The organism is Streptomyces omiyaensis (genome assembly GCF_014650895.1).
GTDB classification, from domain to species: Bacteria; Actinomycetota; Actinomycetes; order Streptomycetales; family Streptomycetaceae; genus Streptomyces; species Streptomyces omiyaensis.
On the sequence record NZ_BMVV01000007.1, the window covers coordinates 189,709 to 201,560 of the forward strand.

Below are 11,852 nucleotides of genomic sequence, written 5' to 3' on the forward strand. Positions count from 1 at the left end.
ATGCCGTACCGGCCGCCCTCCCCGTACGCGCCCCGCCGCCGTCCCCGGCTCACCCGCCGGGGCCGCGCGGCCGTCCTCGCCGGCGCGCTCCTCGCCCTCGCCGTCGTCACCGCCGTCCCCCTGCTGCTGCTCCTCCCGCGCGACCGGGGACCCGTCACCCCGCCCGCGCCCCCCACCCTCCTCGTCCCCGAGGGGTGGCGCTCCACCCAGGTGTACGAGGCCGTCGACCGCGCCCTCGCCCTGCCGGACGGCACCGCGCGCGCCGCGGCGACCGCCCCCGCCGCGGCGCTCGGGCTCCCGGCCGCGGCCGGCGGCAATCCGGAGGGGTACCTCTTCCCCGCCACCTATCCGCTGCCCGACGGCACCACGGCCGAGGGCCTCCTCCGTTCCATGGTCGACACGGCCGGCCGCCGCTTCGGCACCCCGGCGACCGCCGGGGCGGCCCGGGCCCAGGGCCTCACCGTCCACCAGGCCCTGATCGTCGCGAGCATCGCGCAGGCCGAGGCGGACACCGCCGACGACATGGGGAAGGTGGCCCGGGTCGTCCACAACCGGCTCGCCCGGGACATGCCGCTCCAGATGGACTCGACCCTCAACTACGCCCTGGGGCGCAGCACCGTCGACACCACCGCGGACGACACCCGCATCGGCAGTCCGTACAACACCTACGCCCGCAAGGGGCTCCCGCCCGCCCCCATCGGCAACCCCGGGGAGCAGGCGATGGCGGCGGCCCTCCGTCCGCCCGCGGGCGACTGGCTGTACTTCGTCACCGTCGCCCCCGGCGACACCCGCTTCACCGCCGACTACGCGGCCCACCGGGCGAACGTGACCGAATTCAACGAACGGCGGAGGCGGGCGCGGGAGGGCGCGGAAGAGGGGGTGGAGGGCGGTGGATGACTTCTGGCGATATCGACCGATTCGCGCGGTATCGCGAGGGCGTTCGGCTCGTTGGGCAGCGCATGAAGCAGCTCAGACGACGTCGCTGGATCTGGTCGCCCATCACCTCCTGGCAGGCCAGGCGGCTGGCCCGGGTGACCGGGATGGACGTCGACGACGCCTGGGTCGAGATCCGGCTGACCACCCATCCGGACGAGCGACATTTCGCCCTCGCCCACGACGTCCTCACCCAGGTCCTCCTCGCCCGGAGCGCCGTCTGCCTGGAGGACGGACCGAGGTACGCGCCGGAGTCCGGACCGAGGTACGCGCCGGAGTCCGGACCGAGGTTCGCGCCGGAGTCCGGGACGAGGTTCGCGCCCGGGGCGGGGCCGCGCTCGCCGGAGGGGGAGTGGCGGCCCCGCGACGGGTCGCTCAGACCGTGACCGGTCCGCCGCCGCGCGCCGGCTCGCGCGACAGCAGGCGGCGGATCTCGTTCACCGCGGCCCGCCCGGCCCGGTTGGCGCCGATCGTCGACGCCGACGGGCCGTAACCGACCAGGTGGACCCGCTCGTCCACGGCGGCACGGGTCCCCTCCAGCCGGATGCCGCCCCCCGGGTCCCGCAGGCGCAGCGGGGCCAGGTGGTCGATCACCGGCCGGAAGCCGGTCGCCCAGAGGATCACGTCCGCGTCGGCCGTGCGGCCGTCCGCCCAGACGACGCCGGTCGGCGTGATCCGTTCGAACATCGGCCGCCGGTCCAGGACCCCGTCGGCGAGCCCCGCCCGCACGGCGTCGTTGAGGGGGAGGCCGGTCACCGACACCACGCTCCGCGGCGGCAGCCCCCGCCGGACCCGGTCCTCCACCAGGGCGACGGCGGCGCGGCCCTCCGCCTCCCCGAAGGAACCCTCCCGGAAGACCGGCTCGCGCCGGGTCACCCAGGTCGTCGCGGCGGCGTGCCCGGCGATCTCCAGCAGGTGCTGGGTGCCCGACGCGCCGCCGCCCACCACGATCACCCGCCGCCCGGCGAAGGCCTCGGGCCCCGGGTAGTCCGCGGTGTGCAGCTGCAGCCCCCGGAAGGACTCCTGACCGGGGTAGCGGGGCCAGAAGGGACGGTCCCAGGTGCCGGTGGCGTTGATCAGCGCCCGGGTCGCGTACGCCCCCTCCGAGGTCTCCACCCGCAGTCGCCCGCCCCCGCCCTCCCGCACGGCCGTCACGTCGACGGGCCGGTGCACGCGCAGGTCGAAGGTGCGCTCGTACGTGTCGAAGTAGGCGCCGATCACCTCGGAGGAGGGCCGGGCCGGATCGGCACCGGTCAGCTCCATGCCCGGCAGCGCGTGCATGCCGTGGACCTTGCCGTAGGTCAGCGACGGCCAGCGGAACTGCCAGGCGCCGCCCGGCCGCGGAGCGTGGTCGAGGACGACGAAGTCCCGGTCCGGCTCCCGTCCGGTCCGGCGCAGGTGGAAGGCGGCGGAGAGCCCCGCCTGACCGGCGCCGACGACGACCACGTCGACGTCGGCGACCACACCGCCACCGGCATCGGCGCGGTCGGGCGCGGCGCCGGTCGTGCGGAAAGCCGCTCCGGCGTCCGCCCGCGCTCCGGCCGGCCGGGCCGCTTCGGCCGCCGCCACCGCTTCCACCACTGAATCGTTCACGTTTCTACCAACGGGGGTGGGGGCCGGGATCTTCCCGGCCCCCACCCCGTCTCCGCCGACGGCTATCGCCCGCCGCCGACCCCCGCCGCGCCCGCCAGGAGCGGGGATGCCGGCACCGTCGTCAGCAGGCCGCGCTCCGCGAGCAGCGGGGTGACGCCCTCGCCGAACCAGTACGCCTCCTCCAGGTGCGGATAGCCGGAGAGCACGAAGTGCTCCACGCCCAGGTCGTGGTACTCCTCGATGCGGTCGGCGACGTCCGCGTGGCTGCCGACCAGCGCCGTGCCGGCCCCGCCGCGCACCAGCCCCACGCCCGCCCACAGGTTCGGCGCGATCTCCAGCCGGTCCCGGTCGAGCGCGCCGCCCCGGTGGAGGGCGAGCATGCGCTGCTGGCCCACGGACTCGCTGCGGCCGAGGAGTGCCTGCGCCGCCGCGACCGTCTCCGCGTCCAGGTCGGAGAGGAGCCGCTCGGCCGTCGCCCACGCCTCTCGGGAGGAGTCGCGCGAGATGGTGTGGAGCCGGATGCCGAAGCGCACGGTCCGGCCGCGCTCCTCCGCGAGCCGGCGGATCCAGTCGATCTTCTCCTTCACCTGCCACGGGGGCTCGCCCCAGGTGAGGTAGACGTCCGCGTGCTCGGCGGCGACCGGACCGGCAGCCGCGGAGGACCCGCCGAAGAACACCTCCGGCACCGGGTCCGGCGGCAGCGCGGTGAGCCCGCCCTCCACCTGGTAGTGCTCGCCCCGGAAGTCGAACGGGCGTCCGCTCCACACGCCCCGCACGACCGACAGGAACTCGGAGGTCCGCGCGTACCGCTGGTCGTGGTCCAGGTGGTCGCCGAACCGCCGCTGCTCGACGGAGTCGCCGCCGGTCACCACGTTGAGCAGCAGCCGGCCGCGGGTGATCCGCTGGTAGGTCGCGGCCATCTGGGCGGCCAGCACCGGGGACAGCACCCCCGGCCGGAACGCCACGAGGAACTTCAGCCGCTCGGTGTGCTGCGCGAGCGCGACCGTCGTCAGCCAGGCGTCCTCGCACCACGTGCCGGTCGGGGTCAGCACGGCCTCGAAGCCGAGCCGTTCGGCCGCCTTGGCGATCTGCGCCAGGTACTCGACGTCCGGAGCGCGGACCCCGGCGATCGCGCCGGTGCGGTTCCGGGTGATCCCGCCGTCGGTGTAGGCGTGCCGGTCGACGAGGGTGCGCCCGTCGCCGCCGGTGGGCAGGAACCAGTGCAGGTGGACCGTCATGGGTCAGTCGTCCTTTCCGTAGGAGCGCGCCGGGGTGGTCGACGGCGGCAGGTCCTTGTCGAAGCGGTTGTCCACGAAGTCGGCGAAGCGGAACGGGCGCGGGATCAGGCCGAGCCCGGCGAAGGTGTCGGCGATCCGCTGCTCCGAGGCGATCGCGGCCCCGTCGAGCGCGACCGGGATCCGGGTGCCGCTGCTGCGCTTCACGGCGGCGAGCGCCACCTCGTACGGCAGCCCCGTCTCCTTCGCCCAGACCTTCGCCCACTCCTCCGGGTGGCCGAACACCCACTCCTGGGCGCGCCGCAGCCGTTCGACGAAGTCCCCGACGGCCTTCTCCTTCGCGGGGTCCGCGAGCGCGGCCGGGGCGGCGACCTGGAAGCCGAGGCCGTTGACGACCCCGCGCCCGTCGGTGAGGATCCGTCCGGTACCGCTGTGCAGGACCTGGGAGGTGTACGGGTCCCAGACCGCCCAGGCGTCGACCTTCCCGCTGGTGAAGGCGGCGAGCGCGTCGGCCGGCTGGAGGAGCGTCACCTGGACGTCCTTCAGCGTCAGTCCGGCCCTCTCCAGCGAGCCGACCAGCTGGAAGTGGGCCGAACTGCCCTGCGTCACCGCGACCTTCCGTCCCTTCAGGTCGCCCGGGGTGCGGAGAGGGGAGTCCTTGGGCACGAGGATGGCCTCGCCCGCCGAGTCGCCGTGGGTCGCGGCGATCACGGTGATCTTCGAGCCGGCCCCGGCGGCGAAGACGGGCGGGGTGTTGCCGACGCCGCCGATGTCGACGGCGCCGGCGTTGACGGCTTCGAGGAGGGGTGGTCCGGAGGTGAAGGTGGACCATTTCACCCGGTACGGCAGGTCGTCGAGCTCTCCGGCGGCGCGCAGCACGGCCTCGGAACCGCCCTTCTGGTCGCCGACGTTCAGGACGAGATCGCCCTTGCCGTCGGTGTTCCCGCCCGCGTCGGCGCCGGAGGCGGAGGTGCAGGCGGTGGTGGCGAGCAGGGCGAGCGGCAGCAGCAGCGCGGCGGCGAGGACGTGTCGGACGGACTTCACGGGAGGCTCCTAGGGGTGGGCGGCCGCGACGGGCGCGCGGACGGGGGCGGGATCATCGGCGGACTCGCCCTCCTCGACGCCGAGTTCGGCGAGGAGGCGGCCGCGGAGGGCGGCGAAGGCGGGGTCGGAGGGGGAGCGGGGGCGGTCGAGCGCGACCGGGGTGTCGTACGCGATGACCCCGTCGCGCATCACCAGCGCCCGGTCGGCGAGGAGCAGTGCCTCGTCCACGTCGTGGGTGACCAGGAGCACGGTGCAGCCGCGCCGCCGCCACAGTTCGGCGACGAGCCGCTGGGCCTTGATCCGGGTCAGCGCGTCCAGCGCGCCGAACGGTTCGTCGAGCAGCAGCAGATCCGGATCGCGTACCAGCGCACGGGCGAGGGAGGCGCGTTGGGCCTCGCCGCCGGAGAGGGTCTTGGGCCAGGCGCCGGCCCGGTGCGCGAGTCCGACCTCCTCCAGGGCGCGGTCGGCGACGGCCCGGTCGGGCCGGCCCGGCAGGCCGAGGAGCACATTGCGCCAGACCCGCTTCCACGGCATCAGCCGGGGAGCCTGGAAGGCGACGGCGCGGCGGCGGGGCACGAGCACGGTGCCGGAGATCTCCCGGTCGAGCCCGGCGAGGACGCGCAGCAGGGTCGACTTGCCGCATCCGCTGTGACCGAGCAGAGCGGTGAACTGCCCGGTTTCCAGGGTGAGATCGAGGCCGTCGACGACCGGCCGGCCGTCGAAGGAGCGGGTGAGACCCTGGACGGTCACTGTCCGGTGAAGGTCGGTCGCCATTGCAGCAGCAGCCTTTCGAGAGTGCGGACGACGGCGTCGGCGAGCAGGCCGAGGAAGGCGTAGACGACGAGGCAGACGACGATCACGTCGGTGCGGAAGAACTCGCGCGCCTGGTTCATCAGGAAGCCGATCCCGGCGTCGGCGTTGATGGACTCGCCGAAGACCAGGGCCAGCCAGGCGGTGGCGAGGGCGTACCGGAGCCCCGTCATGGCGCCCGGCAGGGCGCCGGGCAGCACCACGTGCCGCACCAGCCCCCACCGTCCGAGCCCCAGCGACTGCCCGGCCTCGACGAGTTGGGAGTCGACGCCGCGGATGCCGGCGTAGACGTTCAGGTAGAGGTGGAAGGCGGTGCCCAGGGCGATCAGGGCCACCTTCGGGGCCTCGCCGATGCCCAGCCAGATGATCAGCAGCGGGATCAGTCCGACCCAGGGCACGGTCCTCAGCATCTGCACGGTCGCGTCGATGAGGTCCTCGCCGAGCCGCGAGAGCCCGGACAGCAGCGCGAGCGTCACCCCGACCGCCCCGCCGAGCAGCAGGCCGGCCGCCACCCGGCGCAGCGAGACGCCCATGGCGGTCGGCAGGGTGCCGTCCGCGACCAGTTCGGCGGCGGACCGCGCGATCGTCCCGGGCGAGGCGAGCACGTCGGGCGCGAGCAGCCCCGTGGCGCTCGACACCTGCCAGGCGAGCAGGAGCAGTAGGGGCCCGACGGTCCGTCGCAGCCAGCGGGGCACGACGGGCCGACGGCCGGACCGCCGTGCGGGAGTCAGTGACTCGACATCCGGAATGGGGGACATATCCGGCGCGAGAGGGGCGGGAGGAGGGGGCGCGTGACCGACGGCCATGACGGGGCTCCGGGAAGAGAGGAAGGGAAGCGGGGAGGGGGCGGGTACGCGTCGACGTCACCGCACGCGGAAGGCACACGCGTACGGCGAGAGGATCAGAGCGTCGGGAGGGGGAACCGTTCCGGCGAGCGGGCCGGAGAGCGGGGAGAGGAAGGCGTCAGCAGCCGCGGGAACAGGTGGCGGAGGCCACCCGCAGCAGGTCGATGTGACCACGCGTGGTGAGCAGGGCTGTACGCAACATGGCGCGAACGTAGCGACCCGCGGCCGACACGGTCAACGGTGTCTCGGAGCGTGGACGCGCCATCCTGCGCTTCGGACGGCAGGATGACCCCATGTCACACTCCTTCACCACCCGCGTCCTCAGCCTCACCACCGGCGCCCGCGAGACGGTCACCGACCTCACCCGCGCCTGCGAGACCTTCCTGACGGAGACGGCCGTGGGCCGCGACGGCCTCCTCAACCTCTTCGTCCCCCACGCCACCGCCGGCCTCGCGGTCCTGGAGACCGGCGCCGGCAGCGACAGCGACCTCCTCTCGACCCTCCACCACCTGCTCCCCGCCGACGACCGGTGGCAGCACCGCCACGGCACCCCCGGCCACGGCCGCGACCACGTCCTCCCCGCCTTCCTCCCGCCCCACGCGACCCTCCCCGTCATCGCCGGCCGCCTCGCCCTGGGCACCTGGCAGTCCGTCTGCCTCGTCGACACCAACAAGGACAACCCGGAGCGACAGGTGCGGCTGAGTTTCCTGGGCTGACCGAGCGGCCGTACGACGGCTGCGGAAAGTGCCTGCTCGGAATAGGCCGGCTGTCGAGGGTCAAGGCCGCCGCGACCTCGCCCGAGCGGCGGCGGGAGGACGTGCCGACGGCCGCCGCGGCCGTAGGCGGTCGCCTCATCGACCGGGCGGACGCCGGGGAGGTGTCCGGCGCCACCGACCCGACGGCCCGTCCCGGGCCCGGCCCGTGGCCGCGCGACGAGCGGGGCACGTACGACGGGCGCGTCGCCGCGGCCGCCGACCGGCCCGGCCGCAACGCGGTCGACCGCCCCGACACCGGCTACGAGATGCGCGACGAGGGCGGGCTCCTCGTCTCCCACGGGCACGGGGGCGTCCGGAACCTCGACGACCCGAACCGCTTCACGGGGGAAGCGCGGGGCGCGGCCCTTCGTGTGTCCTCCGCCCGGTTCGGCTCCGGTCGCCGCAGGCCGGCGTCACGTACGGAATCGCGTGGCGCCGGTGCGGGCATCGACGGCCGGCAAGCCGGTCCCCCGTCTCACCAGGGGCTGCTGCTGCTCGTCGACGTCGGGCCGGGGGAGGCCGTGTGCGCCGGAGCGGTGGTGGGCCGGGCGCCGAAGGCGGAGCCGCCCGAGGACGACTCCGTGGGAGAGTGCGCCCGTCCGGCGGCCGTGAGGCGGACCGGGGTGGTCGACGCCGACTGGGTGGCGGCCCGTGCCGGCGCCTCCCCGCCCGCCTCGTGGGCGCGCTCGTCCACCTCGCCGATCCGTTCCAGGCGCAGCACCAGATTGCGCTCGTGCTGGTTGCCCCGGGGCCAATCCACGTCCTTGCTGGTGACCAGCTGCGTCGACACGCCGTCCACTGTTTCCCAACGGCTGCGGATCGCACGGACGTTGGGACGCCACTTCCCCTCGTGCAGGTGCTCCACCTCCAGGTGCCAGCTCGGCGCGTCGATGTGCCGGACCGTTCCCGCCTCGCCCGGGATCTCGATGCGCGCACCGCGCGATCCGGACACCGCGACGACCGCGCGCTGTGGCCAGTCGGCGTCGACGTCGACGACGGTGATGCGGCAGGGGCCCTCGTACCAGGCCATGGGTGTCCTCCGGTGTTCTTGTGCGGGTGGGTCGCGATTGCGGTCGCGGATCGCGCGTGGGGCGGGGGAGACGGGGCGTCAGCCCCGGTCGAACTCTTGCGCCACCAGCGACGCGAGTTCGTAGTACGCGGCCCGGGTCCGGCCGCGCATCCACTCGGGGTCGACCTCGCCGCCCCGGGCCAGATACGGGTCGTACGGAACGCTGACCACGGCCCGGCAGCGCTGCCGGAAGTGGGCGACGACCTCGTCGACCCGGATCAGCCGTCCCGAGGACGACCGCACTCCGGAGACGACCGTCACCGCTTCGCGCGCCTTCTCCTCGTAGCCGTGGGCGGCCAGCCAGTCGAAGGTGACGCTGGCGCTGCTCGCACCGTCCACGCTCGGCGTCGCCGCCACGACAAGCTGGTCGGAGAGGTCCAGGATGCCGCGCATGGTGTCGTGCAGCATGCCGGTCCCGGAGTCGGTGAGGACGATCGGGTAGTGGCCGCTGAGGAGTTCGACGACCCGCCGGTAGTCCTGGTCGCCGAAGATCTGCGAGACCGCCGGGTCCGAGTCGTTGGCGATCACCTCCAGGCCACTGGGCGCCTGCGAGGTGAACGCCCGGATGTCCATGTAGGTGCGCAGGCCGGGGATCGCGGTGACGAGGTCGCGTACGGTGGCGCCGGACTGGCGCGGGACGCGCCGGCCGAGGGTGCCCGAGTCCGGGTTCGCGTCCACGGCCACGACCCGGTCGGCCCGCTCGCGGGCCAGTACCGCGCCGAGCGCCAGGGTGGTGGTGGTCTTGCTGACGCCGCCCTTCAGGCTGAGCACCGCGATCCGGTGGCTGCGGAGCAGCGGGGTGCGGAGCGCGTCGGGCACATGGGCGGGGGCCCGGCGCAGACCGACGCGGAAACGCTCGCGGGCCGTGCGGCGCACCAGGCGTTCGCCGGACAGTTCCCGGTCCGCGGCCCAGCCGATACGCCGTGCCGGTGCCCCGGCGGGTTCCGCGGGAGGGGGCGGCGTCGCCGGGTCCGGGTCCGCTGCCCCCGCGGGCCGCGCTCCCGTCGCCGCGGGCTGCGGCAGGGAGTGCTCGGCGTCGGGCTCCGACGCCGTCGGGGCGGGGTCCGGGAGTGCCGCTTCGCCCGGGTCCGCCGTCGTGGCGGCCGCCGTGACGTCTCCGTCGTCCTCCGTGTCCGCGCGTACGTTTCCGTCGTACTCGGGATCCGCAGGCCTGTCGCTGTCGCTGCCGTCGTCGGTCGCCGGGGCCGTGGGCAGGTCCCCGTCGTCCGCCGGACCCGGGTGCGCGTCTCCCGCGCCCCCCTGACCCTCCCCTCGCGTCGTCCCGTCGCCCCCCTCGCCCTTCGGCGCTCCCGCCGCCGGCAGGTGCTCGCCCCGGCCCGTACGCCACTCCTCCGGGCTGTAGTCGGGTGCGTCCGTCCAATGCCCGGGTTCGTCCATGTCGTTTCTGGCTACGACGGTAACCACCTGGCGGTCCCCTCTCGTCGGTCGTCCGGAGGAACGGGCCGGCGGACGCGCCCGGTTCAGGTGGGGACGTGCCGGCCGGTCAGGCCGGGGCGAGGTCGCGCTGCTCCAGGAGGGGGCGCAGCGCCCGTACGGCATAGAAGTTGCGGGACTTGACCGTGCCCGGCGGTATCCCGAGTGCGGCGGCCGCGTCGGCGGTCGAGCGGTCGTTGAGGTGCAGTTCCACCAGCACGTCCCGGTGGTGCGGGGCCAGTTCGGCGAGCGCGTCGCCGATGGCGTGCGCCGACAGGATCTCCTCGAACGGGTCGTCCGGGGCCGCCCGGTCCTCCGGCGTCTCGTCGCCCAGCTCCTTCGGGCGGGCGGACTGTGTCCTGAAGTGGTCGATGGCGATGCGGCGGGCGACGGTGAAGAGCCAGGGGCGGCCGTGCTCCGGTCCGCGGACCAGGGCCTGGGGGTTCTGCCAGGCGCGCAGGAACGTCTCCTGGAGCATGTCCTCGGCCTTGCCCCGGTCCCCGCTGGTCAGGCGGAGCAGCGCGCGGAGCAGGGCGGAGGAGTGGAGCCGGTAGAACTCCGCCAGGGTGTCCCGGTCCATCGTGGGGCGCGCCTGCGCGCGTGCGCCCGGCCCCGCCCCCGCGCGGGTCGCGCCCGCCGGTGCGCCGTCGGCACTGTCCCCCTGCATTCCCATCCCGGTGGTTCCTCCCGCGCTGCGCCGTCGGCGGCTCCTCGCGCTCGACGGCGGCACCAACCGACCGCCTCTGAGGGCTCGTCGGGCTCGTTCCGGCAGAATCGCAACCTTGACTAATGCTTTGCTAACGATCATGTGCCTTTCGCGCCCCGCGTGGTAACGCCTCGCTTGCGTCTCCCTAAAGGGGCTCCGGGCCTCGGTTCCGGCCCGCCTCCGGGGCCCGGTAGCCACCCGGCCGCCACCGCCGCCGGCGCCCGCGCGGCACCACGGCGGCGGTGCCCGTCACCGCCGCCAGCAGCGCCAGACAGCCTGCCGACACCCACCAGGCGGACCCCGCGGCGGAGGGCCCGGCACCGGGCGGCATCGCCACCCCCGGCGCCGTCGCGCGGACGCCGGAGGGCGAGGCGCCGGGCCCCTCCTCGGGGAGGACGGCCGTGACGGCGGCCACCGGGTCGACGGGGCCGTGCCCCCGCACCGGGTCCGGCAGACGGCCGCCCGGACTCGACGTGGTGGCCTGCAGCCGGTGCGCGAGCGCCTCGGCGCCCAGGTCCGGGTGGTAGCCGAGGACCAGGGCCGCCGTTCCGGCCACGAACGCGGCCGCGTAACTCGGCCCCGAGGCCGTGAACTTGCCCCTGCCGCCCGGTCCGGGGCCCATCACGGCCTCGCCCGGCGCCGTCAGGTCCACCCGGCCCACGATCCCCTGACGGGGCACCTCCCCGCCGGGGCCGGTCGCCGCCACGGACAGCACCAGCGGGTGCGCCGCCGGATACGCCGCGCCGCCGCCGCTCACCCCGGTCGCCCCGTCCGGAGCGGCCGGCGCGATCACGAGAGCGCCCCTGGAGACGGCGTACCGCACGGCGCTCGACAGCGCCGGGCTGTCCCGGCCCGCCACCGCCACGGTGACGATCACCCGGGCACCGCCGTCGGCCGCCGCCCGGATGCCCCGGGCGAGGAGGTCGGGGGTGGTGTTCCCCCGCCGGTCGGTGACCGGGACGTCGAGTATCCGCGCCCGGGGCGCGAACCCCGCGAACCCCTCTCCCGCGGTGGGGGCCGCCGCGATCAGACCGGCCGTGAAGGTGCCGTGGCCCGCGCAGTCCTTCGCCGGGCCGGCGTCGAACAGCCGCGGTGCCCGCTTCAGCCGGTCGCCCAGAAGCCCCGCGGCGTCGTCCACGCCCGAGCCCACCACGGCCACCGTCACCCCCGCGCCCTCGGAAAGCGGCCAGACCGTCTCCGGACGCAACCGGGCCTGCGGCCACGGCAACCGGGTGACCATCCGGTGCGACGCCTTGCGGCACGCGTCGCCGGAGAGCCGCTGCGTGAGGGCCGGCAGCGAGGCGGGGTCCGTACCCGGAGCCGCCGCCGGGGCCACCGCGGCGAGGGGACCGGCCGTCGCGGCAGCGGCGCTCCCCGGAGGAGGGGCCACCGCCCCGCACAGCAGGGCCGCCGCGATCACCGCCGTAC

At 75.3% G+C, this 11,852-nt stretch carries 12 protein-coding genes; 3 read left to right on the plus strand and 9 right to left on the minus strand.

The window, feature by feature from the left end:
* Both mltG and IE287_RS14380 read left to right on the plus strand, forming a co-directional pair.
* The gene (gene mltG / locus IE287_RS14375; protein ID WP_189849412.1) at positions 1-897 is read left to right on the plus strand and encodes an endolytic transglycosylase MltG; all 897 of its coding nucleotides are present in this window, start codon (positions 1-3) and stop codon (positions 895-897) included.
* A gap of 62 nt (positions 898-959) precedes the next feature.
* On the plus strand, positions 960-1,319 hold the full coding sequence (locus tag IE287_RS14380) for a hypothetical protein (RefSeq protein WP_189849413.1): 360 nt from the start codon (positions 960-962) through the stop codon (positions 1,317-1,319).
* On the opposite strand, the gene IE287_RS14385 is transcribed toward IE287_RS14380, so the two are convergent.
* From IE287_RS14385 to IE287_RS14405, 5 genes are all read right to left on the minus strand, one after another.
* Positions 1,309-2,397, minus strand: a complete 1,089-nt coding sequence (locus tag IE287_RS14385) for an NAD(P)-binding domain-containing protein (RefSeq protein ID WP_189849546.1) — start codon at positions 2,395-2,397, stop codon at positions 1,309-1,311. The genes IE287_RS14380 and IE287_RS14385 overlap by 11 nt on opposite strands.
* Positions 2,398-2,588: 191 nt before the next feature.
* A complete protein-coding gene (locus tag IE287_RS14390) occupies positions 2,589-3,764 on the minus strand; it encodes an LLM class flavin-dependent oxidoreductase (RefSeq protein WP_189849414.1) in 1,176 nt (391 codons plus the stop codon).
* A 3-nt stretch (positions 3,765-3,767) separates the two neighbouring features.
* Positions 3,768-4,805, minus strand: a complete 1,038-nt coding sequence (locus tag IE287_RS14395) for an ABC transporter substrate-binding protein (protein ID WP_189849415.1) — start codon at positions 4,803-4,805, stop codon at positions 3,768-3,770.
* 9 nt (positions 4,806-4,814) lie between these two features.
* A complete protein-coding gene (locus tag IE287_RS14400; protein WP_189849416.1) occupies positions 4,815-5,579 on the minus strand; it encodes an ABC transporter ATP-binding protein in 765 nt (254 codons plus the stop codon).
* Positions 5,552-6,421: an ABC transporter permease gene (locus IE287_RS14405; RefSeq protein ID WP_189849417.1), complete on the minus strand. Its 870-nt coding sequence runs from the start codon at positions 6,419-6,421 to the stop codon at positions 5,552-5,554. The genes IE287_RS14400 and IE287_RS14405 overlap by 28 nt, the downstream gene beginning before the upstream one ends.
* 332 nt (positions 6,422-6,753) lie before the next feature.
* Here IE287_RS14405 and IE287_RS14410 point away from each other — a divergent pair, with 332 nt between their 5' ends.
* A complete protein-coding gene (locus IE287_RS14410) occupies positions 6,754-7,176 on the plus strand; it encodes a secondary thiamine-phosphate synthase enzyme YjbQ (RefSeq protein ID WP_189849418.1) in 423 nt (140 codons plus the stop codon).
* 514 nt (positions 7,177-7,690) lie between these two features.
* On the opposite strand, the gene IE287_RS14415 is transcribed toward IE287_RS14410, so the two are convergent.
* From IE287_RS14415 to IE287_RS14430, 4 genes are all read right to left on the minus strand, one after another.
* On the minus strand, positions 7,691-8,245 hold the full coding sequence (locus tag IE287_RS14415; RefSeq protein WP_189849419.1) for a hypothetical protein: 555 nt from the start codon (positions 8,243-8,245) through the stop codon (positions 7,691-7,693).
* Positions 8,246-8,323: 78 nt separating this feature from the next.
* Positions 8,324-9,682, minus strand: coding sequence for a nucleotide-binding protein (locus IE287_RS14420; RefSeq protein WP_189849420.1), 1,359 nt, complete (start codon positions 9,680-9,682; stop codon positions 8,324-8,326).
* 106 nt (positions 9,683-9,788) lie between these two features.
* Entirely contained in the window at positions 9,789-10,298 is a 510-nt protein-coding gene (locus tag IE287_RS14425; protein ID WP_229883485.1) for a sigma-70 family RNA polymerase sigma factor, read from the minus strand.
* 271 nt (positions 10,299-10,569) lie between these two features.
* Positions 10,570-11,844 carry a S8 family serine peptidase gene (locus IE287_RS14430; RefSeq protein ID WP_189849422.1) on the minus strand — a complete coding sequence of 425 codons (1,275 nt, stop codon included), beginning with the start codon at positions 11,842-11,844 and terminating at the stop codon, positions 10,570-10,572.
* Positions 11,845-11,852 lie beyond the last annotated feature (8 nt).